General features: G+C 68.9%; 20 protein-coding genes. 13 read left to right on the top strand and 7 right to left on the bottom strand.

Going from position 1 to position 25,197, the window contains the following annotated elements:
• Positions 1–7 precede the first annotated feature (7 nt).
• Positions 8–646, bottom strand: coding sequence for an NAD(P)-dependent oxidoreductase (locus IEW13_RS12880; protein WP_188551331.1), 639 nt, complete (start codon positions 644–646; stop codon positions 8–10).
• 341 nt (positions 647–987) lie between these two features.
• Between IEW13_RS12880 and IEW13_RS12875 the strand changes: the two genes are divergently transcribed.
• Positions 988–2,409, top strand: a complete 1,422-nt coding sequence (locus IEW13_RS12875) for an L-lactate permease (RefSeq protein WP_188551330.1) — start codon at positions 988–990, stop codon at positions 2,407–2,409.
• A gap of 88 nt (positions 2,410–2,497) precedes the next feature.
• Here the strand turns inward: IEW13_RS12875 and IEW13_RS12870 are convergent, their stop codons facing one another.
• Positions 2,498–3,307: a fructosamine kinase family protein gene (locus IEW13_RS12870; protein WP_188551329.1), complete on the bottom strand. Its 810-nt coding sequence runs from the start codon at positions 3,305–3,307 to the stop codon at positions 2,498–2,500.
• Positions 3,308–3,552: 245 nt separating this feature from the next.
• Here IEW13_RS12870 and IEW13_RS12865 point away from each other — a divergent pair, with 245 nt between their 5' ends.
• The 10 genes from IEW13_RS12865 (at position 3,553) to argE (ending at position 16,613) form a co-directional block, all read left to right on the top strand.
• A complete protein-coding gene (locus IEW13_RS12865; protein WP_229745157.1) occupies positions 3,553–4,938 on the top strand; it encodes an MFS transporter in 1,386 nt (461 codons plus the stop codon).
• Positions 4,939–5,240: 302 nt separating this feature from the next.
• Positions 5,241–5,963: an aspartate/glutamate racemase family protein gene (locus tag IEW13_RS12860; RefSeq protein WP_229745156.1), complete on the top strand. Its 723-nt coding sequence runs from the start codon at positions 5,241–5,243 to the stop codon at positions 5,961–5,963.
• 13 nt (positions 5,964–5,976) lie between these two features.
• A complete protein-coding gene (locus IEW13_RS12855; RefSeq protein ID WP_188551327.1) occupies positions 5,977–7,305 on the top strand; it encodes a cytosine permease in 1,329 nt (442 codons plus the stop codon).
• Complete coding sequence (locus IEW13_RS12850; RefSeq protein ID WP_188551326.1) at positions 7,302–8,438, top strand: S-methyl thiohydantoin desulfurase family protein; 1,137 nt, start codon at positions 7,302–7,304, stop codon at positions 8,436–8,438. The genes IEW13_RS12855 and IEW13_RS12850 overlap by 4 nt, the downstream gene beginning before the upstream one ends.
• 35 nt (positions 8,439–8,473) lie before the next feature.
• Entirely contained in the window at positions 8,474–10,015 is a 1,542-nt protein-coding gene (locus IEW13_RS12845; RefSeq protein WP_188551325.1) for a hydantoinase/oxoprolinase N-terminal domain-containing protein, read from the top strand.
• Positions 10,016–10,017: 2 nt separating this feature from the next.
• The gene (locus IEW13_RS12840; protein ID WP_188551324.1) at positions 10,018–11,082 is read left to right on the top strand and encodes an S-methyl thiohydantoin desulfurase family protein; all 1,065 of its coding nucleotides are present in this window, start codon (positions 10,018–10,020) and stop codon (positions 11,080–11,082) included.
• Between the two features lie 21 nt (positions 11,083–11,103).
• Positions 11,104–12,678: a hydantoinase/oxoprolinase N-terminal domain-containing protein gene (locus IEW13_RS12835; protein ID WP_188551323.1), complete on the top strand. Its 1,575-nt coding sequence runs from the start codon at positions 11,104–11,106 to the stop codon at positions 12,676–12,678.
• A 50-nt stretch (positions 12,679–12,728) separates the two neighbouring features.
• Positions 12,729–13,793 carry a DUF917 domain-containing protein gene (locus IEW13_RS12830; RefSeq protein WP_229745162.1) on the top strand — a complete coding sequence of 355 codons (1,065 nt, stop codon included), beginning with the start codon at positions 12,729–12,731 and terminating at the stop codon, positions 13,791–13,793.
• Positions 13,790–15,328 carry a PucR family transcriptional regulator gene (locus IEW13_RS12825; protein ID WP_188551321.1) on the top strand — a complete coding sequence of 513 codons (1,539 nt, stop codon included), beginning with the start codon at positions 13,790–13,792 and terminating at the stop codon, positions 15,326–15,328. Before IEW13_RS12830 ends, IEW13_RS12825 begins: the two co-directional genes overlap by 4 nt.
• A 121-nt stretch (positions 15,329–15,449) precedes the next feature.
• Positions 15,450–16,613, top strand: a complete 1,164-nt coding sequence (argE, locus tag IEW13_RS12820; RefSeq protein WP_188551320.1) for an acetylornithine deacetylase — start codon at positions 15,450–15,452, stop codon at positions 16,611–16,613.
• Positions 16,614–17,019: 406 nt separating this feature from the next.
• Here the strand turns inward: argE and IEW13_RS12815 are convergent, their stop codons facing one another.
• Together IEW13_RS12815 and panB are read right to left on the bottom strand one after the other, a co-directional pair.
• The gene (locus IEW13_RS12815; protein WP_188551319.1) at positions 17,020–18,390 is read right to left on the bottom strand and encodes an NAD-dependent succinate-semialdehyde dehydrogenase; all 1,371 of its coding nucleotides are present in this window, start codon (positions 18,388–18,390) and stop codon (positions 17,020–17,022) included.
• Between the two features lie 254 nt (positions 18,391–18,644).
• On the bottom strand, positions 18,645–19,475 hold the full coding sequence (gene panB, locus IEW13_RS12810) for a 3-methyl-2-oxobutanoate hydroxymethyltransferase (RefSeq protein WP_188551318.1): 831 nt from the start codon (positions 19,473–19,475) through the stop codon (positions 18,645–18,647).
• A 314-nt stretch (positions 19,476–19,789) separates the two neighbouring features.
• On the opposite strand from panB, the gene IEW13_RS12805 reads away from it, so the two are divergent.
• Positions 19,790–20,776 (top strand): universal stress protein, encoded by a 987-nt coding sequence (locus IEW13_RS12805; protein ID WP_188551317.1) that lies wholly within the window; start codon positions 19,790–19,792, stop codon positions 20,774–20,776.
• A gap of 134 nt (positions 20,777–20,910) precedes the next feature.
• Here the strand turns inward: IEW13_RS12805 and IEW13_RS12800 are convergent, their stop codons facing one another.
• Positions 20,911–21,552 (bottom strand): response regulator transcription factor, encoded by a 642-nt coding sequence (locus tag IEW13_RS12800; RefSeq protein WP_229745155.1) that lies wholly within the window; start codon positions 21,550–21,552, stop codon positions 20,911–20,913.
• A gap of 74 nt (positions 21,553–21,626) precedes the next feature.
• Positions 21,627–23,189 carry a sensor histidine kinase gene (locus IEW13_RS12795; RefSeq protein WP_188551316.1) on the bottom strand — a complete coding sequence of 521 codons (1,563 nt, stop codon included), beginning with the start codon at positions 23,187–23,189 and terminating at the stop codon, positions 21,627–21,629.
• A 185-nt stretch (positions 23,190–23,374) separates the two neighbouring features.
• On the opposite strand from IEW13_RS12795, the gene IEW13_RS12790 reads away from it, so the two are divergent.
• Entirely contained in the window at positions 23,375–24,073 is a 699-nt protein-coding gene (locus tag IEW13_RS12790) for a DUF4352 domain-containing protein (protein ID WP_188551315.1), read from the top strand.
• 79 nt (positions 24,074–24,152) lie between these two features.
• Here IEW13_RS12790 and IEW13_RS12785 read toward each other — a convergent pair whose 3' ends face one another.
• A complete protein-coding gene (locus tag IEW13_RS12785) occupies positions 24,153–25,145 on the bottom strand; it encodes a carbohydrate kinase family protein (RefSeq protein WP_188551314.1) in 993 nt (330 codons plus the stop codon).
• Positions 25,146–25,197 lie beyond the last annotated feature (52 nt).

The following is a 25,197-nucleotide window of genomic DNA, read 5'->3' as shown; positions in this document are numbered from 1 at the left end:
CGCCCCTTTAGTACGCCACGCCGATGTGCGCGCGGCGATGCTGCGGGTCGTCGATCTCGTCGACGACCGCCAAGGCGAAATCCGCCCCGGAGATGGCGGACTCGCCGTCATCGTCGAACAGGGCGATCTCGCCGCCGATGCGGTAGGTCCCGCGTGCCTCGCCGGGATTGAAGGAACCGTAGCTGCCGGCCGGGCTGACGAAGAGCCAGTCGAGCTGCTCGGGCGCCTCGTCCTGGAGCCACTGCCGGACGGCGTCCATCTCGGCGGCCTCGGCGGCGAACTGCTCGGGGATGTCCCCCTCGACGAACCGCGGCGAGTCCGGGGAGGGGCGCAGGGAGGAGAAGCCGCCGATGACGATCAGCCGCGTGCCGTACTCGGCGGCGAGCTCGGCCAGCCGGCCGTACAGAGCCGGGATCGTCCCCGCGGTGTCCCCGCGCGGGGAGAGCGTGGCGACCACCGCATCGGCGGTCTCGACGAGCGCCGGAGCGTGCTCCAGCACCTCACCGTGCTCGTACCGCACACCCTCCACCGGCTCCGACGGGGCTGAACGGCTCAGCGAGATGACCTGGTGACCGCGGCCAGCGGCCTCGCGGACGATGTTCGTCCCGGTGTACCCGGTGCCTCCGATGACGGCAATGGTGGACATGGCGACTCCCTCTGCTCGTGCCCGCGCGCCGGTCACCGGCCCCTGGGCTCCTGATGTCACCTACGCAACTGCGCGGGGCCCGGAGGGTATTCCCGGCAGTTGCTCCGGCGCCGAGCCGCCCTGCGAGCCGCGCCAGCCCGCCCTGCGAGTCGCGTTGCCCGGCGCGGATCGAGCCGAAATGGTCACGGTGATCGGATATTCACGGGCAACGCGACCTTTTGAGGTCAACCGCTTCGAGCCAACCGCAGGGCGAAGCTCCTAGCGGGCAGGACCAGGCGCGCTCCGTCGTGCGAGGCGCGCCGAGCCCGTCGAGCCGCAGGGCGAGGTGATAGGAAGGCCATGTGCTCATCGTCCTTGCCTCGGTGCCGCCGGTTCTGGCGATCGCCGCCTTCATGGCCGGAGCCCCGGCGACCCGCTCCGCGCTGGCCGGGGCCGCATCGGCGCTCCTGATCGCGGCGCTGTGGTTCCCGGTGCCCTGGCCGGAGGCGTCCCGCGCGCTCACGCAGTGGTCGCCCCTGCTCATCGAAGTGCTTCTGATCGTGCTGGGCGGCATCGCCTTCGCCGAGCTGACCCGGGTGAGCGGCGCGCAAGGGCGGATCGCGGACTGGCTGAAAGCAGCGCTGGGGCGAGGCGTGGCGCCCATCCTCGCGATCGTCCACGGGGTCACGCCGCTGGCGGAGTCGCTCACCGGTTTCGGGGTGGGCGTGGTGATCGCGCTGCCACTGCTCCTGGCATTGGGGATGCCAGGTGGCCGTGCCGCCGTCATCGCGTTGCTCGGGCTGTGCGCGGTGCCGTGGGGGTCTCTGGCGCCCGGCACCCTCATCGCCGCAGAACTCGCGGGCCTGCCGTTCAAGGAACTGGGCGTGGCGACGGCGTGGCTCAGCCTGCCGGTCTTCCTGGCAGTCGGCGCCTTGGCCGCATGGCTCGCCGCCGATGACCGGCGGTGGTGGGCCATCGGCGCCGGCCTGGCCTCCGGAACGGTCCTCTGGGCGGCCGTGCTCGGGGCGAATCTGCTGATCGGCACGGCCCCGGCCGGCGCGGCGGGCGCCGCTGTGACGCTTGTGGTGCATCTGACGTTCCGCCGGCTGCGCGGGGGAGTCCTGGCCGTGCCCGCACCGGTCCGCCGGGCTCTGCTGCCGCATGCGGTGCTGCTCGGCGGAGTGCTCACGGCTAGCCTCGGCCTGCTGGCGCTGGCCCAGGCGGCACCTGGTGCCGCTGCTCTGGCACGGCCACTCGGCTCACCCGCGTTGTGGCTGCTGATCGCCTCGCTGGTGGCGGCCCGCGGGCTCCGGCCTCGCGGTGGCGGAACCGGGGCGGCCGCGCGCATCGGCCGGTCCTGGCTCGGCGTGGGGCCGGCCACGGGCCTGTTCATCGTCCTCGGCGTCGTGATGGCCGTGTCCGGGATGTCTGAGGTGCTGGCATCGGCGGTGGCACGGCTGGGGGAAGGCTACCTGGCGCTGGCTCCGGCGGTAGCGGGCCTCGGCGGGTACATCACGGCCTCCAATACCGGGGCTAACGCGATGTTCGCCGGGCCGCAGGCACAGATGGCGGTCGCGCTGGACGCCGATGTGCTGCTCGTCATGGCCGGGCACAACGTCGCCGCGTCTCTGCTGGGGATGGCTTCGCCGGCACGGGTGGCGCTCGCGGTCAGCCTGTGCCGCGAGGCGCCGGACCGCCGGGCCGTCCAGCGCATCGTGCTGCTTCTCGGGCTGGGGATCGTGGCGCTGCTGGGCGCGGTGCTCCTGCTGCTGGCCGGGCCGTAAGGCCGGATCGGGAGAACCGCGCCGCAGCCCGAGCGGAGGACCGCGCCCGGCCTGAGCGCCGGCGCCCGGGCCGTGTGCCGCACGCGCGCTACAGGTACCGCCGGGCAAGCCGGAGCGCTGCCCCGGTGTAACTGCCGCCGAACAGGTCCGCGTGCATGATCACGATGCCCAGCTGATGCAGCTCAATCCGCTCGCGCCAGCCGTCCGCCAGCGCCGAGGCCTCGTCGTACCCCGCATAGACGTCCTCCAGATGGGGGAAGCCGAAGACGGAGAGCGTGCCCAGATCGGTCTCCGCGTGGCCGCCGTGCGCCATCGGATCGATCAGCGTCGCCCCTTTGCCGGTGCCGTCGTAGAGCACGTTGCCGGACCACATATCGCCGTGGCACCGTGCCACCTCGTGCCCGGCTTCCTGCACCAGGGCCGGCTGCGGCGCGTTCAGTTCGCCGCTGGCCAGCCGGTCCGCCAGCCGCGTGAAGACACGGTACTCATCGGCGTTCACGACACCTGCCTGGTGCAGCCGCCGGGCGAACTCCATGATGCGGTGCTCTGCGTAGAACTCCCCCCAGGTCCGCGGGGCGCTCTGCTGGTCGCCGATGAGCGGGGTGCGGCTGTTGCCCACCCAGTCCGGACCCTGCCATCCGGCCGGCGGGCAACCCCACCAGGGCGCGCCGGCCGCATGGGTGCGGGCCAGGGCGGTTCCGAAGGCGCGGGCCGCGCGGGCCGAGGGTGGCGCCTGCTCGATGAACTCCAGCTCCAGGCGGTCCTCGTCCACTGCGATCACCCGGGCGACGCGCGCACCCCCGGCCGGTTCCGCCTCGGCCAGCCACCGCAGCCCCGCGGCCTCGCCCCGCACGTTCTGCCCCGCGGGGCGTCCGGTCTTGGTGAAGATCCGTGACATGTCTCCTTAAGGATACGCGGTCTCCCGAGGGTACGCGCCGGTGCCCGGCGGCTTGACGTGGTGCTGCCCGCCAGCGACGGCCGACTGGCCCGTCGGTTGGTGCCTGCAGCGCGCCTGCCCCGCCCGTTGTGCGCCGTTTCAAAGGCTCATCGAGAGCCCACAGCGCTGTCCGTGTGGCGGCGGTGTAGCGCGGTGTCCCGGAGCCGCCTGCCCTGCGGCGTGGCGGGGAAGCTAGCGTGTGCTGTGTGACGAACTCTCTCCGGTTGCAGCGCCGCACCGTGGCCCTCCTGTCCGCCGCCCAGGTCTTCAGCGGCATCGGCGCCGGGGCTGTGGTCTCCACCGGCTCACTGCTGGCGGTCGACCTGTCCGGTTCGGAGGCCTGGGCCGGCTCCGCGGCCACTGCCACGACCCTGGGCGCTGCCTTCGGCTCCGCCCTACTGGCCCGGCTCGTTCCCAGCGGTGGCAGGCGCCGGGCGTTGACAACCGGTCTGCTGGTGGCATTCTGCGGCAGCCTCGTCGTGATCGCCGCCGCCGTGCTGGGGGCCTTCCCGCTGCTGCTCGCAGGTGCCGCGCTCATCGGATTCGCCACCTCTGCGAATCTGCAGGCGCGATTCGCGGCCACCGATCTCAGCCGTCCCGGACGGCGCGGCCGGGACCTTTCCCTCGTGGTGTGGATGACGACGGTCGGCTCGGTGGCCGGCCCCAATCTGCTCGGCCCCGGTGAACGGCTCTCAGCTGCTCTCGGCGTTCCCGTCCTGGCGGGACTCTTCGTCATCGCGGCCGCCGGACTGCTGCTCGGGATGGCCGTCCTGTGGTGGGGCCTGAAGCCGGACCCGTACCTGACCGCCCGGCGGCTCCGCCAGGAGGCACAGGAGGCCGCCGGTCAAAGCGGACCGGGCGGGCGTCCCGCGCCGGCGCCGGAGTCGCTCGTGCCCGGCTCCTCCGGCCGGGTGGCCAGCGCTGAGGGAACCGGGGACGCCGGGACCGGGGAACCCGCCGAGGGGGCTCAGGTCACCGCGGCCGCCGAGCACGCTGAAGCCGCAGGTCTGAAAGCCGGCCTGAGCGCCCTGATGCGCAGCAGCACGGGGCGACGGGCCTTCATCGGCGTCCTGACCGCCCACGCGGTGATGGTGGCGGTGATGTCGATGACGCCGGTCCATATGAGCGGGCACGGCGCCGCCATCACCCTGGTCGGGCTGACTGTGAGCCTGCACATCGCCGGCATGTACGCCCTCGCGCCGGTGATGGGCATGCTCGCGGACCGGCTGGGCGCCAGAGCGGTCCTGGCGGGCGGCCAGGTGATCCTGCTCGCCGCCGCCGTGCTGGCCGGCCTGAGCGGGCACGCGCACACGCTCACCATGGCCGGCCTCGTGCTGCTGGGCCTGGGCTGGTCTGCGGCGACCGTCGCCGGGTCGTCGATGCTGGTCGTCGCCGTGCCGGCCTCGGCGCGGGTCGCCGCTCAGGGGACGCTCGACACCTTCATGAGCCTGGCCGGGGCTGCCGGCGGCGCGCTCGCCGGAGTCGTGCTGGCGCTGGTGGGCTTCACCGGACTCGGCTTCACGGCGGCGGCCGTATGCCTGGTGGCGCTGCTGGCCGTGGGGCTGGGGCGCCCGGCGCGACCGCACGGCTAGGGGATCGCGCTCTCCGGTCGCCGCACAGGAGCGATCTGGCGGGTAGTGCTGCCAGGCGGCGCTGTTGAAGATTCACTCTTCATATGGCTGAAACATCTCCTGTCACCGCCTTGGTCACGACTCTCACCAGACATTTCACTCTCAGAAACCCTCACCGGCGTGTGTGATGCAGTGCACACTGGCGCGTGGTGCACCAGGACTGTGCAATGTGCCCATTCCGGTGTGGCGGGGTGCTTCTTAGGCTCGCGGACATGCTCGCCGCCGCTTCCTTTACGGCAGGCGGCAGAACGAAGGGAGCCGCTATGGCAATCAAGCTACGGATCATCGTTCCGATCATCGACGCGTCCCTGCTGGCCGGTGTTCAGGAGGAAGCCCAGGCCTGGTGCGCCGTGGGCACGCAGGTGGACGTGGTCCAGATCGAACGCGGACCGCAGTCCATCGAGAACAGCTACGACGAGGCGCTCAGCGTTCCCGGAATCCTCGAACTCGTCCAGCAGGCCAAGGATGACGGGATAGACGGCATTTTCGTGTCCTGTTTTGCCGAGCCCGGTGTGCATGCGGCCCGGGAGATCTTCGATGGCCCGGTCTTCGGGGGTTTCGAACCAGCCATCCACGCGGCGCTGGGCACTGCGGACAAGATCGGTATCCTCACGGTGCTGCCCGATGTGCTCTCCATGCTGCACCGCCTCATCGGCGGCTACGGCCTGAGCGAGCGGGTCACCGATATCCGCGTGGTGGACATGCCCGTGCTCTCCGTCGGCCAGCACGACGTTCTGGTCGACCGGCTCGAGGCTCAGGCGCGGGCGGCCCTGGACAGCGGGGCAGCACAGAGCTTCGTACTCGGCTGCACCGGCATGCTCGATGTGGCCCACGCGGTCTCGGCGCGGCTGAGCGCCGACTACGGGCAGATCCCCGTCATGGATCCCACCGGCTCGGCCATCACCGCATTGGAACAGGCCGTCAGGCTCAAGGCCGTCCCCAGTCGAGCCACCTACTATCCGCCCCGCATCAAAGAGAGAATCTGAGGGGAACGCTCACATGTCAACGGCAATCAGCAAAGCGAATAGGGCATTCAAGGATTACAGCCGGGAGACCGTCCCGGAGGAGAAGTCGCACTCCTGGCTCTCCATGGGCCTCGTGTGGTCCGGGGTCGGCATCAGCCTGGGACTGCTGCTGACCGGTGGCACCATCGGCGACGGCTTGAACATTCGCGAGGCATTCGTCGCCGCTTTCGTTGGCGGAGCCATCCTCACCGTCGTCACCTCTTTGACGGGCATCATCGGCGCGCGTCTTCGGCTCTCCACTGCCATGGCGGCACGGTTCGCCTTCGGGCGTTCGGCCATCGTCCTCATCGCCTTCATCATGGCGCTCGGGTGTTACGGCTGGTTCGCTGTTCAGCTGGGGCTTTTCGGAGACACCGCGGCGACCGCATGGACGACGCTGACCGGAAGCTCCGTCGGTTCGTGGCTGTTCATCATCATCGGCGGCGTGCTCATGATCTCCACCGCCGTGATCGGCTACAAGGCGCTGGACATCCTCTCCAAGCTCGCGGTGCCGCTGATGGCGGTCCTCATCATCGCATCCACGTGGCGGGTCCTGGAGGCGAACACCTGGGACGAGATCCTAGCGATGGAAGGCAATGGCGAACCGATCAGCGTCGGTGTGGGCATCTCCCTCACCGTGAGCTCCTTCATCGTCGGCGCGGTCATCGCGCCGGACGTCTCACGGTACGCCAAATCGCCGGCACACACGATCGGCGGAGCCGTACTGGCCTTCGGCGTCGTCACCCCGCTGGTCCTCATCACGGGAACGCTGATGGCGATGGAGACCGGGACCTCGGACATCGTCAACATCATGATCGGCCTGGGCTGGGGCGTGCTCGCTCTCGTCTTGCTGATGCTCGCTCAGTGGTCCTCCAACGACAACAACCTCTACTCCGCCGCTCTGGGACTGGCGGTGATCTTCACCAGACTGCAGAAGTGGCAATTGACCGCCATCGCCGGCGTCGTGGGTATCGTCCTGGCGCTGATGGGCATCTACCAGAACTTCCCCGCGTTCCTGAACGTGCTGGGCGTGTTCATCCCGCCGGTAGCCGGCGTGATCATCGCCGACTACTACTTCGGCAAGCGATCGCGCTACGGCACCTCCCTGCTGGACTCGGTGCCGGTCCTGCGTCCCTTCGCCCTTGCCGCGTGGATCGTGGGCTCCGTCGTGGCTCTGATCACCACCTACACGCCCGTTCTCATCACCAGCATGCCGGTGATCGACGGCATGGTCTCGGCCGGTATCGTGCTCTTCCTGCTTAACCGGTTCGGTAAGGACAGCGCTCTGCTGAAGTCGAACACCGAGACGGAGGCCGCGGCATGACCCGCATCCTGACTGTCGAGGACATCGACGACATCGCCATCGGCGCCGGCATCCTCGGCACCGGAGGCGGAGGCGACCCGCTCATCGGCCGGCTGCTGGTGCAAAAAGCCATCCGCGACGGATTGACGGTCACCGTGGTCCATCCGGACGAAGTGCCGGACGAGGCGTGCGTGATCGCCTCCGCCATGATGGGAGCCCCGACCGTCGTGGTGGAGAAGCTCCCTGCTGGTGAGGAAGCGCTGAACTCCCTGCGTGCATTGGAGACGCGCATCGGGAAGACGGCCGATTTCATCATCCCGATGGAGATAGGCGGGCTGAACTCGATGATCCCGCTCCTGGCCGCCGCACAGGCCGGCATCCCCGTGGTCGACGGCGACGGGATGGGGCGGGCCTTCCCGGAGCTTCAGATGGAGACCTTCGGGGTTTACGGGGTGCCCGGCTCACCGCTGGTCGTCTCGGACGCCAATGGGGATCACGTCGTCGTCGAGACCGGTGACGACAACGTCCGGATGGAATCTTTCGCTCGTGCCGTGACGATCCGCATGGGCGGGGCGGCCTACATCGCGGAGTATCCGATGAGCGGAGCGGATGTGAAACGCACGGCTGTGGCCGGCACGCTGGGTCTTGCCCAGTCGTTCGGCGCCGCGGTGCGCGAGGCCAACCAGGCACACTCCGATCCGATCGCCGCGATCGCCTCCGTGGTGCAGGACTCCATCTACGGCTACGCGCACGTGATCGCCACCGGGAAGGTCACCGACGTGCAACGGCAGGTGGTGGACGGCTTCAGCTCAGGCACGTTGAAGATCGCCGTCTTCGGTGCCGAGGACGAACTGGTGATCGACTTCCGCAACGAGAACATCATCGCGCGGATGGTCGATCCGGCTGGTCATAGCGAAGTCGTCGGGGTCGTCCCGGATCTCATCTGCGTGCTGGATTCTGACTCGGGTGAGGCGATCACGACGGAATCCACCCGGTACGGCCAGCGCGTGACCGTGCTGGGGATCTCTACGCCGGAGATCATGCGCACACCCGAGGCGTTGAAGGTCTGGGGGCCCCGCTGCTTTGGGCTGGACCACGACTGGACTCCGCTGGAACAGCTCGCTGCCCCGAAACAGGCCGCGCCGGCGCCCTGACACCCTCGAAGCCCTGATATGGAAAGGACTACCTAGTGCGCATCGGAATCGACGTCGGTGGGACCAACACCGACTCCGTCCTGATGGAGGGCGACACCGTCCTCGCGGGAACCAAAGCCCCTACCACCGACGACATCTCTACCGGGATCGTCAATTCGCTTGACGGGCTGAAGGCCGAACGGGACTTCGACCCCGGCGACATCGAGGCGGTGATGATCGGCACCACCCACTTCGTCAACGCCTTCGTCGAAGCACGTCGGCTCGTGAAGGTCGCAGCTCTGCGACTCGGTCTGCCGGCTACGGCTTCGCTGCCGCCGATGGTGGACTGGCCCCAGCGTCTCGTGGAGGCCACCGGGGGCCGCAGCTATCTTGCCCACGGCGGTCACGAATTCGACGGCCGGGAGATCTCCCCACTGGATCCCGATGAGATCAAACGCATCGCCGCGGACATGAGGACCAATGGCGTGGAAGCCGTGGCGGTTTCCTCTGTGTTCTCCCCGGTCAACGACGAATTCGAGGTGCGTGCGGCGGAGATCCTCGCCGAGGAGCTCGGCCCTGCGGTGTCGATCTCGCTTTCCAGCAGGATCGGCCGCACCGGGCTGCTGGGAAGGGAGAACGCTGCGATCGCCAACGCGGCGCTGTCCGCCATGGCCCAGACCGTCGTGGGCGGCTTCGAGCGTTCCCTTGCGGACTACGGCATCACCGCTCCGCTCTTCCTGTCCCAGAACGACGGCACGCTGATGGGCGCGGATTACGCACGGCAGTACCCCATCAGCACGTTCTCCTCCGGTCCGACCAATTCGATGCGCGGTGCCGCTGTGCTGTCGGGCCTGGAAGACTGCGCCGTGGTGGACGTCGGCGGAACCACCTCGGACATCGGCATCCTGGTCAACAAGTTCCCGCGCGAGGCCAACACGGAGGTGGAGATCGGCGGCGTGCGCACCAACTTCCGCATGCCGGATGTCTACTCCATCGGCATCGGCGGCGGCAGCCTCGTCTCCGCCGAAGCCGCGGTGGGGCCCCGGTCTGTGGGTTACAGGCTCACCACCGAGGCACTCGTCTTCGGCGGCGCCACGCTCACCGCCAGTGACATCGCCGTGGCTGCGGGAATGGCGGAGATGGGCGATCCGTCCAGGGTCGCTCACCTGGACAAGGACTTTGTCACGGCTGCGGTGCAACGCATCGCTGACGATGTCGCAGAGGGGGTGGACCGGATGCGCACTTCATCCGATCCGCTTCCGGTGGTGGCGGTCGGCGGCGGATCGATTCTGCTGCCGGACCGGCTTCCCGGGCTCGGCGAGATGGTCCGTCCGGACAACTTCGCCGTGGCGAACGCCATCGGCGCCGCGATCGCCCAGATCGGGGGCGAGATCGATCAGGTGTTCACGGTGGCGCCGGGAACCCGCGACGACGTTGTGGCCGAAGCCCGTGAGGCCGCCGTGGACCGGGCGGTGGAGGCCGGCGCGGACAGGGACACCGTGCGGATCGTGGACTTCGACGAGGTCCCCCTGCCATATCTGCCGGGCAACGCGACCCGGATCCGATGCAAGGCCGTCGGCGATCTGAAAGGGGTGTGACCATGCGCACTGTCGTGCTCGAGGACATTCCCGCGCTGGCGCGCGGGGCCGCGGTGCTGGGGACGGGAGGAGGCGGAGACCCCTACATCGGTGCGCTTCTGGCGGAAGCGACGATTCGCGAGCACGGTCCCATCAGTCTCGCCGCAGTGGACGACCTTGATGACGATTCAGTCGTGCTTCCCGTGGCTATGATGGGCGCGCCCACCGTCATGGTGGAGAAGGTGCCGACTATCGATCAGGTCTCCGCCGCCGTGGAGACCCTGGCAGGTTACCTGGGTAAGAAGCCCACGCATATCGCCTGCATCGAGGCCGGCGGCGTCAACTCGACCATCCCGTTCGTCGCGGCCGCTCAGCTGGGTCTCCCGCTCGTGGACGGCGATTTCATGGGGCGGGCCTTCCCCGAGCTCCAGATGGTGATCCCCTCGCTCTACGGCATCCGCGCCACCCCGATGACCATCATGGATGAGAAGGGAAACCGGGGCGTGCTGGACACGATCAGCAACCGATGGGCGGAGACGCTGGCGCGTTCGGCCACCATCGACATGGGATGCTCCGCGATCATCTCGCTGTATGCCATGGACGGCGAGGAGGCAAGGAAGTCCTACGTGCCGGGCACCCTCTCGGCATGCATCGACATCGGAGCGGCGATCCAGGCCGCGCAGAAGGAACACAGGGACCCGGTGCAGGCCGTCGTGGCCGCAGTCGGCGGACGAAAGCTCTTCGCGGGCAAGATCACGGACCTCGAGCGGAAGACCGAGACGGGCTTCGCCCGGGGCATCGTCACGATCGCAGGTTTCGGTGGACGTGAGGGCACGGTCATGAGGCTTTACATCCAGAATGAGATCCTGATCGCGGAGATCGACGGGGCCACGGAGGTCACCACTCCGGATCTCATCATGGCGCTGGACATCGAGACCGGAGAGCCCATCACCACAGAGAACCTGCGGTACGGGGCCCGGATCGCGGTGATCGCCTCGCCGGCAGATGCGCGGTGGCACACCGAGGAAGGGATCGCGCTGGTTGGCCCGCGGTACTTCGGCTATGACACCGATCCGGTCAGGGTGTGAGATAAGGCACACTGTGGAGATATGCGGATAGGAATCGACGTCGGGGGCACTCATACCGACGCCGTCCTCATGGACGGGTCAGCGGTCGTCGCGGTGGCCAAGCGTCACACCACCGCTGATGTCTCGACAGGGATCCGCGGGGCACTGGACGATCTGCAGCGTCAGCGTCCGTTCCTGACTGCGGACGTCGATGCCGTCATGGTCGGCACCACGCATTTCCTCAACGCCCTGGTCGAGGCCGACCGGCTGGCTCGCACCGCGGCCATCCGGTTGTGTCTTCCCGCGACGGCTGCGCTGCCGCCGTTCACCGAGTGGCCGCAGCATCTGCGGGACGCCCTGCACGCCAGCGGGCATCTGCTGGCCGGCGGACACGAGTTCACCGGTCGGCGGATCTCGCGGCTCGATGTGGCCGGGCTACGGAGAATCGGCGAGCGACTCGGTCAAGCGGGGGTGCAGAGCATCGCCGTGAGTTCGGTGTTCTCCCCTGTGAACGCCGAGTTCGAAGAGGAGGCCGCAGATGTGCTTGGTCAGGTGCTCCCCGATGTCCCTGTGTCGCTGTCCTACCGGATCGGGCGGATCGGCCTGTTGGAACGAGAGAACGCCACCATCATCAACGCCTCACTGCGCCTCCTCGCGGAGGAGGTCGCTGCGGCGTTGCATGGCGTCGTGCGGGCCTGCGGCATCACCGCGCCGCTGTTCCTGTCGCAGAACGACGGCACTGTCATGGATGTCGAAACGGTCCAGGAATACCCGGTCTCGACGTTCGCCTCCGGCCCGGCGAACTCGATGCGTGGCGCCGCGATGCTCTCGGGAGTGAGGGATTGCGCAGTGGTCGATTTCGGTGGCACGACCAGCGATGTCGGAATGCTGCGTGCTGGCTTTCCTCGTGAGGCGACCAGCGCGGTGGAAGTCGCTGGCGTTCCCACGAACTTCCGCATGCCTGACGTCATTTCCATCGCCATCGGCGGCGGCAGCCTGGTACGCCCGGGTCCGCCGGTGCGGGTGGGGCCGGGTTCCGTCGGATACCGCCTTTCCCGCCGCGGACTGGTGTTCGGCGGCGACGTCCTCACCGCCACTGATGTGGCCGTGGCGGCAGGGAGGGCTGACATCGGCGACCGATCCCTGGTACGCCATCTAGACGAGCAGCTGGTGCATGACGCGTTGCGGGACATGGCATCCCGCCACGCCGATGCGGTGAACTCGATGCGGACCGCGCCCGGCGAGTTCCCGGTGGTGGGCGTGGGCGGCGGATCGGCACTGCTCCCGGAGCGGCTTGAGGGGGTAGGGCCGGTCGTCCGTCCGGAGCACTACGCGGTCGCCAATGCAGTCGGGGCCGCGATCGCGCAGGTTTCCGGCGAGGTCGACAGGATCTTCACCATCCCGCCCGGCAGGCGCAGGCAGACGATGGACGAAGCACGGCAGGAGGCGGTGGACCGTGCGGTTGCCGCCGGTGCTGCGCCTTCCAGCGTGGCCATCATCGACGAGGACGACATCCCGATCCCGTATCTGCCCGGAGAAGCCACCAGAATCCGGGTCAAAGCGGTGGGCGATCTGCGTATCGCTCGCACCCGGGCGCCGGAAGGGGCAATCCCGTGACGGGCGGGAACAGCTCGGACCAGTGGATCCGAGGCCTCCACGACATCGAGATGCTGACGATCGGCGCGCGCCTTTTCGGTTGCGGGGGTGGCGGCGATGCTGGAATCGGGCGATGGCTTGCCCGGCGATACCTCGGCGAGCGAAGGCTGGACGTGATGGATCCGCTGACCGCGACGGCGCATGGGCAGGCGGTGGCGTTAGGCATCGCCGGCGCTGCGGACGGTCCGCTGTCGGAGCAGCTTCCCAGCGGGGCTGAGTTCCCGGCTGCAGTGGAACGGCTCGCGTCTCTCGGCGTGGATGCGCAGGCCGTGGTTCCCTTGGAAGTAGGCGGTTTCAACGGCCTGGCGGCCGTGGCGGCGGCCGCTCAGTTGAGTCTGCCTGTTCTGGATGCGGACTTGAGCGGCCGTGCGCTGCCGTGGCTTGATCAGTTCAGCCCGGCCTACTCCGGCGTCTCCATGCTTCCGGCCGTCCTGGTCGACGCGCATGGGCGCACGATGGTCGTCGGCGGGGCGACTCACGCAGCGGCGGTGCCTGACACGACCGCTGAGGCAGGAAGCGCTGCGGACGGGCGGTATCTCGAGGAGATCGTCCGTGCCGTGGTCCGCGCTACCGGAGGCTGGGTCGTCGTGAGTTTCTCGGTGGGGACGCTGTCCGAGGTCGCCGATGTGGTGGTCCCGCACGTTCTGCTCAGGGCTTCCCGCTGGGGCAGGGTTCTCGCGGCGGCGCAGTCGCTCAGCGGGCTGCAGCCCTACCTGGATGCCGAAGGCGGGCGGGTGCTCGGCGACGGCCACGTGAGTGCCATCCATCGACCGGGAGTCGACGGAGGACGCACTGGCTGGTTCACGGTGTCAGCCTCGGGGCCGCTGCTTCGCGTCGACATGCAGAACGAGTTCCTCGCCGTCGCGATCGACGGCAGCATGGCATGCACGACTCCCGCTGTCATCGGGGTGCTGGACGCCCGGACGTTCCTGCCGCTGCGAGCGGACCAGATACGCCTGGCCGCCGATGTGGTGGTCATCGCGCTGCCGCCTTCCTTGCCCCGTCGGCGGGACGCATATGTGGAACGGACCGGGCCCGCGTCGTTCGGCCTGGACTTCGAGGCGGTGCTGCCATGACGACGCTGGCGGAATTGCTGCACCCGCCCTTCTGGCGGGAACGCGCTCAGGTGCTGGGTGCCGGAGGCTCCGCCGCGCCGGCCCGGGTGACGGTCTCTCGTGTCAGGCTCGTGATCGCCGGCGGGCGCGAAGACCTGGAAGGCGGGGATCTGCTGGTCGTCTTCGGTACCACCGATCAGCATTGGTGGTGGGACGCGCTGGTGCGCCGTGTCCGGGACAGCGGTGCCGCCGGAGTCATGGTCTGCTCCGCGCATGAAGCGCAGGCAGGAGGAAGCGCCGCGGCACTGGCGCGACGTCTCGGCGTTGCCATGGTGATGCTGGAGGGTAGTCAGCAGGATCTGCTGGAATTCGCCGCGCAAGCACGCGTCCATCTGCAGGCGCCCAGGCTGCGTGACGCGGATATCCTCACCGCTTTGCAGGCGGCGCAGGGAGAGCAGCGCCCGGAGAGCATGAGGCCGGTGCTCGACCAGTTCTCGGCGCTGATCGGCGCCGATGTGTGGCTGGGCGTGGAGAACGGGCCGTTGCTGGCGCATACCGAGGGCGTGGTCACCGTGCCGCAGGAAGCACTCGCGCGCTTTGATCCCGGTGCGGCGCTGACGGCGAAGGACGAGTACCTGTACGTACGCCAGCCCTTCCGGGTCGGGAAACAGCGCTATCTGCTCGGCGCGCGGCTGCCGGCGGACTCTCCGGCGGAGGCGGTTCGTCAGGCGGGGCGCGTGGTCGCGCTGGGATCGGTGTACGCCGCCCGCTGGTACGCCGAGCTCCAGCTGGCGGGGCAGGTCCTTGGTTCGGCGCGGAACGCCGTGCTGGATCAGGCATTCGCCGGGACTGCGCCGGCAAGTTCCCTGGAACAGCGCGCTGCGGATCTGGGCCTTCCACTCACGGGATGGCATCTGGCATTCTTCCTGGCTCCGGCTGATCCCGTCCCCGGCCTCGGTGATGTGCTGGAAGACGCGCTCCAGATCGTTCGCGCCACGACTGTGCTGCTTCCCAGGGACGGTGGCTGGGCCGGCTGGGTGCAGTTTTCCTCCGCGCCGTCGGCCGCGCGACTCCAGGAGGTCGTGCGTGACCTGCGAGCCGTGTACCGGAAGACGGCGCGCGGTATCGAGATCAGCATGGGCGTCGGCCGGGCGGGTGAGGGCGTGGATCATCTGCGGCAGGCACTGGCAGAGGCGCGTGACGCCGCTCAGCTAGCGGCCACAAAAGCCGCGGGGCGCCGGTTCGTGCGGGCCGACGGTCTGGGTGCGACCAGATTGCTGTTGTCGTGGACCGAGTCGGCGCCATTCCTGCCGCGGGCGATGGGTCTTCTCGAGCCACTGGACGATCTGGGTGCCGAGTACCGCAGGACGCTCCTGGCGTACCTGGACAGTTCGCTGTCCACGGCGCAGGCGGCAAAGGTGCTAGGAACGCACCGGAACACGGTGCGGATGCGCATCGACCGTATCCGGGAGGTCCTCGGCGTGGATCTTGCCAGCCGAGACGAGCGGCTGGCTCTTCACCTGGCTTTGCGCGCCACAGAGCACAGACCGAGCTAGCTGCAGCCGCGAACACCCGACCCGTGCGGCACCGCATCGGGGCTTCGGCAGCGGGTACCACCCACCTCGGGAGGCAGCCGCCACCATCGCGTGTCCCGGCCTCGTGCTAGCGTCACGAGGCATGGAACTCCCTGCCTCGCTTCCCTGGATCAACCGCCTGATCGGTCTGGACACCACCAGCCGCGACTCCAACCTCGAACTCATCGAGGTGATCGCCGCGGACCTGCGCAGTCACGGCATCGAACCTCGTATCCTGCCCAGTGAGGACGGCCGCAAGGCGAACCTGCTGGCGACGATCCCGGCGGCCGACGGCACCCGCGCCGGCGGTGTGATGCTCTCCGGTCACACGGATGTCGTTCCCGTCGACGGCCAGGACTGGAGTTCCGAGCCGTTCACCGGCGACGTGCGCGACGGCCGGCTCTACGGCCGCGGCAGCGCCGACATGAAAGCGTTCTGCGGCATCGTCATGCACTACGTCCCCCAGCTGGCGGCGGCCAGGCTCTCCCAGCCGGTGCACCTGGCCTTCAGCTACGACGAAGAGATCGGCTGCGTCGGCGCCCCCGGCCTGGTCAAGGGCATCGCGGATCAGGGCCTGCATCCGCGGGTGGCATTCGTCGGCGAGCCCACCAGCATGCGCCCCATCCGCGCGCACAAGTCGATGAACATCATCGAACTGGAGTTCCGCGGGGTCGCGGCGCACTCCTCGCTCACCACGCACGGGGTGAACACCATCGAGCATGCCGCCGGGATTATCACGTACATGCGCGGCCTCGCCGATCACTGGCGGGCCAACGGCCCCTTCGACGAGGGCTACCCCATCCCGCACTCCACGGCCAGCGTCAACGTCGTCTCCGGCGGCACCGCGGCCAATATCGTGCCGGCGCACACCCGGATCGAGCTGGAGTTCCGCACCGTCGCCGGCGACGATCCGGACCAGGTCATCGCGGGAATCGCGTCCGAGCTGGCCGTCATCGATGCGGCCATGAAAACGGAGAACCCGGCCGCGGGAACCTCGTTGCGCGTCATCGCGAAGGCGCCCGGCCTGGACACGCCGGAGGACGCGCAGGTGCTGCAGCTGGCCCGCCGGCTCGGCGCCGATGCCCCGGCTCAGAAGGTGACCTTCGGCACCGAGGCGGGACTCTTCGCAGAGGCAGGCATCGAGACCATCGTCCTCGGCCCCGGTGACATCGCGCAGGCCCACACCCCGGACGAGTTCATCGAACTGGAGCAGATCCGCGCTGGCGAGGAGTTCATCGAGCGCCTGATCGCGCATCTGAGCGCCTGACCGCTCGCTGTGGCGGGTCGGCGGCCCGGCGGACGTGAGGCGATGACGGGTCCGGATGGGCGTGCTTCGATCTGCTGGGGCAGCACATTTTCTGCCAGACAGCGGGTCTAGGTGCGGGACCCATTCATATGGCGATCTGAGCGCTCGCCTCCCGCGGGTCAACTAAAATCCACAACTCCCACGGCTGATCCCCGGTGGGTTTTCAGAACAGCAGTGGGGTTTGGGCGGTCGCCTAGCTCCGGCGTGCACCGGGTCCGCCCGTCTCGTCCTTGGAGGTGTGAATGCGGGTAACCCGTTCGGAGCGCTGCGCCGCACGCCGTACACAGCAGCGCACCGCCGCTCCCCGTGAATGGGAAGCGGCGGTGCGTCGTGGTGTTCGGGAGACCCGGCCCTCAGCGAAGGCGGATCAGCCGTTGATACGGATCATCTTCTTGTTGGCGAACTCCTCGAAGGCGTGCGGGCCGAGCTCGCGGCCGTAGCCTGAGCGCTTGATGCCGCCGAACGGGATCTCCGCGGCCTCCAGGCCCACGCCGTTGATGAACACCATGCCGGCCTCGATGGCATCGGCGACGCGAAGCTGCTGCTCCTCATCGGTGGTGAACACATAGGAGCCCAGGCCGAACGGGGTGTCGTTGGCCAGCTCGATTGCCTCGTCTTCGCCCTTGACCTTGTAAATGGCGGCGACAGGACCGAAGAACTCCTCGTGATGCGCCGGGTTGTCGGGGGTGACGTTGGTCAGCACGGCGGAGGAGAACCAGGTGCCCTTCCGCTCGCCGCGCGCCTTGACCTCAGCGCCGTGCGCGATCGCGCGCTCCACCTGCTCCTCGAGCCGGTCGGCAGCCGCCTGCGAGGACAGCGGGCCCAGCACGGTCTCTTCCTTGGCAGGGTCGCCCACCTCGATGGCGGAGATGGCGGAGGTGAACTTCTCCACGAACTCGTCGTAGTACTTCTCGTCGACGATGAAGCGCTTGGCCGCATTGCAGGCCTGGCCGCTGTTGTCCAGGCGGGCGCCGATGGCGGCCTCCACCGTGGCGTCCAGGTCGTCGGTGGACAGCAGGATGAACGGATCGGAGCCGCCGAGTTCGAGCACGACCTTCTTCAGATTGCGGCCGGCGATCTCCGCGACCGCAGCGCCGGCGCGGTCGGAGCCGGTGAGGGAGACGCCCTGGATGCGGGGGTCGCCGATGGCCTTCTCGACCTGCTCGTGCGTGGCATAGACGTTGACGTAGGCGCCCTCGGGGAAGCCCGCGTCGGTGAAGATCTTCTGGATCGCCTCAGCTGACTCCGGGCACTGCGGGGCGTGCTTGAGCACGATGGTGTTGCCCAGCACCAGGTTCGGGCCGGCGAACCGCGCCACCTGGTAGTACGGGAAGTTCCACGGCATGATGCCCAGCAGGGCGCCGATGGGCTGGTAGCGCAGGAACGCCCGCCCGCTGCCGCTGTTCAGCGGGAGTTCCTCGTCCTGGAGCTGCTTCTCCGCGATATCGGCGAAGTAGTTGTAGATTTCCACGCAGAAGTCGACCTCGCCGAGCGCCTGCTCCAGAGGCTTGCCCATCTCCCGGACGATGATCTTCGCCAGCTCCTCGCGGCGCTCCTCGTGCAGCTGGGCGACCTTGGCGATGAGGGCGGCGCGTTCGGCCACCGAGGTCTTCCGGGACCAGCCGTAGTAGGCGGAGTTCGCTGCCTCCAGCGCCGCCTCGATCTGGGCGTCGGTGGCGGTGGGGTACTCGGCGACGACGGTGCCGGTGGCGGCTTCGGTGACCTTGTACTCGGTCATGGCGATTCCCTCTTTCCTCTGCTCGTCAGTGTCATGACTGGCGGTACGGAAGTCCCGAGACCGCCTGAAGTCACACAGCCGCGGTGCGGTCGTGTGATCGGCTGCATAGTCTTAAGGATACCGACGCGGGAGGGCACGTGGGAATACGGAATCGGTGGTCAGCTCCCTCGTTTCCTACTCAGATCGGTCGCGACTGATCGGTTACAGCAGTCGCCGCGCCCAGCTCGTCGCCAGAGTGGCGCCGCCGGGCCGGCCTACTTCTGGAAGCTGTGCTCATCGCCGGGGAAGTCACCCGAACGCACTGCTCCGGCGTAGTCCTGTGCCGCTTCGCGGAGAGCCGTTCCCACCTCGCCGAAGCGGCGGGCGAAGCGCGGTGCCCAGGCGCTCATGCCGGCCATATCCGTCCAGACCAGGATCTGGCCGTCGCAGCCGTGCCCGGCGCCGATGCCGATGGTGGGGATCGGGCTGGCTGTCGTCAGTTCCCCGGCGAGCGGGGCGGGGACCATCTCGAGGACCACGGCGCAGGCCCCTGCCTCGGCGACGGCGGCCAGATCCGCCCGGAGCTCATCGGCAGCGGAGTCCCGGCCCTGGACGCGCGGGCCGCCCAGAGCGTGAATGGACTGCGGTGTGTATCCCAGGTGGCCGATCACCGGGATGCCGGCCTGGGTGATGGCGCGGATCTGCCCGGCGACGCGCGCGCCTCCCTCGAGCTTCACCGCGGCGACGCCGGTCTCCTTCATGAACCGCACCGCCGTGCCGAGGGCCTGCTCAGGTCCGCTCTCGTAACTGCCGAAGGGCATGTCGACCACCACGAACGCCCGTCCAGCGGCGCGGGCCACGGCGCGAGCGGGCGGAATGAGGTCCTCCACCGTCACCGGAAGGGTGGAGTCGTGGCCGTGCATGACATTGCCGATCGAGTCGCCCACCAGCAGGACATCGATCCCGGCATCATCGAAGATACGGGCGGTCACGGCGTCATAGGCGGTCAGCGCCGTGATCTTCGAGCCCTTTTCGCGCGCCTGCGCGAAGTGATGCACGCGGAACTGTTTGGCGCTGCGCGCGGTGGGCTTGTCGTGATGAGACATCGTCGTTCCTCCACGAGAATCTGAGCGCGACCGGTCCTGAATCAGAGGAGACCGGCCGTTTCGAGCACCATACCGTGGCCGGGACGAAGGGACCGTCCCCGGCTCCGTTACGGGCCCGCTCGCCCTGTGAGGGCCGGGCCGGCGGTCCTGCCATGGGGACGCGGCGATATGCTTGGACTGATGCAGGACACGCCTCGACTTACAGGGCCCGTGATCCCGCAGAGAGCCCCCGCGGGGCACCGCGGTGGCCACGCACTGGCAGGCGTTCGAAGGCCTTAAGCCCGGGGGCGGACGCCCGATGATCGGAGGTCATCATGGGTACGCCATCGCCGCAGGAGCGCCCCGCAGGACAAAGGGCGCCGGCCCGCTACGGGATCGTGGTCGGCATCGACGGCTCACAGGACGCCTTGGGCGCCCTGCGGGTCGCGGCAGCAGAAGCTCAGCGCAGGGACGCGCCCCTCACACTCGTCACCGCCTACACCATCACGCCGTATGCCGCGAATGTGGCCGCATACACCCACCTGGTCGATGACAGGCGCCTGCTCGAGGAACAGCACGAGCGGATCCTCACCGAGGCGGAGGCCGAGGTAGGCGACATGGTGAACGTGAGCGGCGTCGTCAAGTACGGTGACGCGGCGAAAGTGCTGCTGGAGTGCTCCGAGGACGCCGACCTCGTCGTGGTGGGCAGCCGGGGACGCGGCGGATTCACGGGCCGGCTACTGGGGTCGACATCCTCTGGCCTGCCGTCTCATTCGAAAGCTCCGGTGCTGATCGTGCCGCGGAAGTACACGCGCGCCCTGGCAGAAGGGGAACGGCAGGACGACACCGCTCCGGTCGTGGTTGGCGCTGACGGTTCACGGCACAGCTTGTCCGCCGCGCTGGAAGCCGCCTCGCACGCGATGCGCCGCGGTGTGGGCCTCCGGCTCGTCGGCGCGGTCCCGCCCCTGACTGTCTATGAGGTGGGCTGGACACCGCCGACGGAGGTGCTGACAGGCCTTGCCGACGGCCTGCGTGACACCGTCAACGAGGACGCCGAATGGTTGCAGGGCCTCTTCCCGGAGCTGAGCGTCGAGACCGACGTCGTGCTCAGCTCCCCGGTCCAGGTGCTGATCGCCGAAACCGCCACCGCGCCGTTGACGGTCCTCGGCACGAGGGGTCTGGGCGGTTTCAAAGGTCTGCTGCTGGGTTCCACCACCAACGGCGTGCTGCATCATGCCGAGGGGCCCGTGCTGACGGTCTCCGGCGAGGAGGACCCCCGCGTGGCGGATCACCCCCGCATCCGGCGGGAGAGCGAGTCCTGAAGCTCCTTCACCAATGAGCTGACCGGCGCCGACAGGACCGGCTCGCTGCCTGGCAACGGTGGCGGGCCGGCCCGTCCGATGGGCCGGTAACGCTGTGCTGCGGAACAGCGAAGCCCGAACCCGGGGTCCTGGCGTTAGAGCAGACCGGCGCGTTGCAGCGTCAGGGCGATTCCGATCCGATGAGGCACGTCGAGTTTCGCCATGATGCGGCTCAGATGCGCTTTGACGGTCCCCACACTGCAGTGCTGGTCGTCTGCGACCTCCTGGTTGCTCATGCCGAGGCTCACAGCTCGGGCCACCTGGAGTTCTCGGGAGGTCAGCGCTGCACAGCGCTCAGTCGCCTGCCGCCGTTCTGCCTCGGGCCGCCCACCGTGGAAGTGCGACAGCAGATGCAGCGTCGAGCGCGGCGAGATGATCGCCTGACCGGAATGCACCACGCGGATGGCATGGGCCAGCTCATCCGGGGTCGCGTCCTTGAGTAGGAACCCCATCGCGCCGGCCTCCAGCGCATGGTAGACATCCTCGTCGACGTCAAAACTCGTCAGCATGATCACTTTCGGCGGGCTGACGCGTTTCTGCAGTTCCGACAGGGCGGCGATGCCGTCCATGCGTGGCATCCGGACGTCCATCAGCACCACGTCCGGCCAGTGGCGGGCGGCGGCGTCGGCCACCTCTGTCCCATCTGCGGCCTCACCGGCGATCTCGATACCGGCGGCATCGTCGAGGATGACGCGTAGACCGGTGCGGACCATGGGATCGTCATCGACGAGCAGCACCCGGATGGGGCGGTCGTCAGGACGGTCGATACTCACACAGGTGACTATATCCAGGCTGCGCCCGGGGCTCTTGTCTACGACTCCCGCGCGACCGCCGGGTCCCGGTGAAACGCACGCGGGGGAAGGTGCACCTCGACCACGAAGCCACCATGACCGTCCGGGCCGAGACTGCAGCGGCCGCCGAGTTCTGCGGTGCGTTCGCGGATACCCAGGAGACCGGTGCCACTGCCACTGCCGGCCAGCGGACCGGCCGAGCCGAGCTGGTTGGCTACGTGGATGCGGAGCTCGCCGTTTTGTGTCCGGCCCAGACGGAGCCAAACCGGTGAGCCGGGAGCATGCTTGTGCACGTTCGTCAGGCACTCCTGGACGATGCGGAACGCCGCTTCACTGACCCGGGCATCGATCTGTTCCGGCGGCGGGAGCGCGATCAGCGGCCTGATGTCCAGACCGGCCTGCCGCGACGACCGCAGTAAGGCGTCCAGATCGTGCAACCCCACCGGTCGGGGGCGCGGAGTGCGCGTCGCCGGCTGCAGGACCGGCGGGGCGTGTGTACCGGGCCGGAGGCCCGGCGGTGCCGGTGGAATCGGCGGTATCACCATGCCGGCGTCCGCAGCGAGGCTCGGTACGGTCGATCCCTGTGGCTGTGTAGTGCCGCTGAACGGCCCGCGGCCGCGCTGCCCGACAGGCGCACCCGCCGGTGCGCTGCGAACGGGAGTGCCGGTAGGTGGCGTGGACACCCCCGGGGGTCCAACGAGCGTTCCTTCCCCATGCTGCGGCGTGCGCAGGCTCTCGACGAGCCCCCGCAGGTCGTTAAGAGATTCTTTGGCGTTGTCGCGCAGCACCTTCGCCGCCGTAGCGAGCCGTGGATCGGTGGAGGCTGCTGCGTTCTCCAGGCCATGCGAGTGCATGGAGATCAGGGAGAGGCGGTGTGCGAGCGTGTCGTGCACATCCCGTGCCAACCGCTCGCGTTCCGTTAGCCGTTGCGTCTGCTGCTGCAGCGCGCTGCTGCGTCGCTGCTCCTGGCGTGTTTCCCTCCGTGCCTCCGCCGCTTGGCGACGGGACCGCATCAGCAGCCCGTAGACGAGGGCGATGGCGTAGACGAACACCGGAATCGCCAGTGCCACCACTTCGCGGCCGGGGGACACCTCGCCGGCCAGGATGGACTCGTCATCCCACAACACCGTCGCGGAGGGCGACAGATGCGCGGGCAGGAGGAAAGCGTCGCGGATTGCGTGGAAAGCAGTCGCGACGCCGGCCAGGACAGCCACCACGACGACACCCTTGCCTTGACGCCGTGCGACCACACTCGCCATGACCATGCATGCGATGAGCGGATCGAACTGCAGCACGAACGTCCCGAAGAGCCCCACCGCCAATACCAGCCAAGGGTATCGGCGGCGCAGGAACAGCGTGAACGAGACGAGCATATAGAGCGCACTGAGACCAGTGACCACGGGAATGGTGCTCGGATCGGGGATTCCCTCATCGCTGAAGACCGGCTCCCGTTGCGGCGCGTACACGGCAGCCACGCCGGAGGAACTCAGCGCTGCCCCGCTCCAGGAGAGCAGAACGAGCAGTACCGTCAGCGCGACGAAGCCAGTCGCACGCAGAAGGCGCTGGAATCGGGTGTCGGTCATGGCCCGATGTTATGGCGCACCACGGACACTATGCCTCTGCCAGGTGGGCAGTCGAGATGCCCAAGTGGACAGCTGGGGCTGACCTGCCGGCTATGCAGTTCTGACCGTCCGGCCGACGCGGGAGAGCCGACGGACGCTGTGGACTGGTGATGACCCGAAACCCGCATCGTATGAGGAGTTCTCCTATGACCGTCCCACCCCATGTCCCCGGCCCGCATCAGGCGCCCCAGTCTGTTCCGCAGGCAACTCAGGGATACCCGCAGGGGCCGGCCCCCGCGGCGCCGAAGCCCAAGAAGAAGTTCTACAAGCGCGTGTGGTTCTGGATCCTGGCGCTGGTGGTCTTTTTCGGGCTCCTCAGCGCGATCGTCTCCGGCGGTGAGGAGCCCGCGTCCGAGGACACGGCTGCCGTTCCTGAGACCGGAGGCGAGGAAACCGCTGGAGGCGACAGCGAGGACGCGGAGGCAGAGCCGGCTGCGGAGGACGAACCCATCGCGGGCATCGGCGATGCCGTGGCCTCCGGTGACATGGAGATCACCGTCACGGAGGTCGAGACCGGCGTGTCCCGCGTCGGAAACGAGTACCTCGGCACCGATGCCAGCGGGCAGTTCATCGTGGTGCACGTCAGCGTGACGAACGTCGGTGACAGCGCCGTGCACTTCACCGGCTCGGACGTCACCCTCATCGACGATGAAGGGCGGTCGTTCAGCAGCAGCACGGAGGCCAGCTTCTACGTGGAGGACGCCAACAGCCTGTTCGAGCAGATCAACCCCGGGAACACGGTGACCGGTCAGGTCGTGTTCGACGTGCCGGAAGACGCCGACCCGGGAACCCTGGAATTCCGCGGCAGCCTGTTCGGCGGCACCGCCGTCATCAGCCTCCGCTGACGAGATCCGGAACGAGCGCGGCGGCGCGTCCCCCGGCACCACACGTGGGTGCGCCGTCGTCCGTCTGCCGCTGACTGCCTCAAGGCGCTGTGGCCGCGGCCAGCTCCTGCGCCCACGGGAGGTCGGCGCCGCGGCGCGCGACGGTGATCCCGGCGGCCAGCGAGGCTCGCCGCGCAGCCGCTTCCACCACCGGGCGGGACCAGCCGGCCGCCCCGGGGCCCGCCGAACGCAGCACGGCGGGGTCCGGGGCGTGTGCGGCCAAGGCGTCGATCAGCGCCGCCATGAAGGTGTCACCGGCGCCGACGGTGTCCTGCACCATCACCGCCGCGGCGGGCACCTCGACGCGATCGCCATCGGCGGTCAGGACGAGGCTTCCCTCGCCCCCGAACGTCACGCAGACCAGCGAGGCACCGGAGGCCAGCCACTGGGAGGCCGTCTCCTGCGGATCGCGGCCCGGTGCCAGGAACTCCAGATCCTCGTCGCTGGCCTTGACCACATCGCTCAATGCCGCCAGCTGCCCGATCCGTTCCCGGGCGGCCGCCGGGTCCGGGATCAGCGACGGGCGCGCATTGGGATCGAACGACACCACCGCCCGTTCCCGCCACCGGCGGATCAGGCGCAGCACCTCGCTGGCGCCGGGCTCCAGCACCGCTGCGATGGAGCCCGTGTGCGCCCACATCGGCGCGGGTTCGGCGGCAGCGCGTCCGGCCTCCGGTTGCCAGCGCAGATCGAAGTCGTAGCGGGCCGAGCCGTCTTCCCGCAGCCAGGCGGTGCTGGTGGCGGTCCGCGAGCTGCCGCCCAGGTCGACGACCTCCACCCCGGAAGGCGCCAGATGCGCGCGCAGCTGACGTCCGCGGGCATCATCGCCGAGTGCCGTCAGCAGACGGGGCGTGCGCCCCAGGCGCCCCAATCCGAGCGCCACGTTCGCGGGGCTGCCGCCGGGGAACTCCTCGGCGGACCCGGCCGGCTCTCCCGGCCGGTGCACCACGTCGATGAGCGCCTCGCCGATGACGGTGATCGTTCCGTCGCGGGGCGCCCCTGGCGGCCGGGCGACCTCGTCGGGAGCAGTCATAGCCCCGTATCCTAGAGGAACCCGCCAGCGCAGGCGCAGCCCGCAGTGCACG

The organism is Sediminivirga luteola, assembly GCF_014639315.1.
Lineage (GTDB): Bacteria > Actinomycetota > Actinomycetes > Actinomycetales > Brevibacteriaceae > Sediminivirga > Sediminivirga luteola.
Note: the sequence above shows the minus strand (reverse complement) of the source record. Positions and strands in the feature narration are given on the sequence as shown.

Bases quoted from the DNA above. Each gene is read 5' to 3' on its own strand.
- IEW13_RS12855 (WP_188551327.1), top strand. From the start codon at position 5,977: ATGTCAACGGCAATCAGCAAAGCGAATAGGGCATTCAAGGATTACAGC.
- IEW13_RS12840 (WP_188551324.1), top strand. From the start codon at position 10,018: ATGCGCACTGTCGTGCTCGAGGACATTCCCGCGCTGGCGCGCGGGGCC.
- panB (WP_188551318.1), bottom strand. From the start codon at position 19,475: ATGTCTCATCACGACAAGCCCACCGCGCGCAGCGCCAAACAGTTCCGC.
- IEW13_RS12830 (WP_229745162.1), top strand. From the start codon at position 12,729: ATGCTGACGATCGGCGCGCGCCTTTTCGGTTGCGGGGGTGGCGGCGAT.
- IEW13_RS12790 (WP_188551315.1), top strand. From the start codon at position 23,375: ATGACCGTCCCACCCCATGTCCCCGGCCCGCATCAGGCGCCCCAGTCT.
- IEW13_RS12860 (WP_229745156.1), top strand. From the start codon at position 5,241: ATGGCAATCAAGCTACGGATCATCGTTCCGATCATCGACGCGTCCCTG.
- IEW13_RS12825 (WP_188551321.1), top strand. From the start codon at position 13,790: ATGACGACGCTGGCGGAATTGCTGCACCCGCCCTTCTGGCGGGAACGC.
- IEW13_RS12850 (WP_188551326.1), top strand. From the start codon at position 7,302: ATGACCCGCATCCTGACTGTCGAGGACATCGACGACATCGCCATCGGC.
- argE (WP_188551320.1), top strand. From the start codon at position 15,450: ATGGAACTCCCTGCCTCGCTTCCCTGGATCAACCGCCTGATCGGTCTG.
- IEW13_RS12785 (WP_188551314.1), bottom strand. From the start codon at position 25,145: ATGACTGCTCCCGACGAGGTCGCCCGGCCGCCAGGGGCGCCCCGCGAC.
- IEW13_RS12795 (WP_188551316.1), bottom strand. From the start codon at position 23,189: ATGACCGACACCCGATTCCAGCGCCTTCTGCGTGCGACTGGCTTCGTC.
- IEW13_RS12870 (WP_188551329.1), bottom strand. From the start codon at position 3,307: ATGTCACGGATCTTCACCAAGACCGGACGCCCCGCGGGGCAGAACGTG.
- IEW13_RS12835 (WP_188551323.1), top strand. From the start codon at position 11,104: ATGCGGATAGGAATCGACGTCGGGGGCACTCATACCGACGCCGTCCTC.
- IEW13_RS12805 (WP_188551317.1), top strand. From the start codon at position 19,790: ATGGGTACGCCATCGCCGCAGGAGCGCCCCGCAGGACAAAGGGCGCCG.
- IEW13_RS12815 (WP_188551319.1), bottom strand. From the start codon at position 18,390: ATGACCGAGTACAAGGTCACCGAAGCCGCCACCGGCACCGTCGTCGCC.
- IEW13_RS12880 (WP_188551331.1), bottom strand. From the start codon at position 646: ATGTCCACCATTGCCGTCATCGGAGGCACCGGGTACACCGGGACGAAC.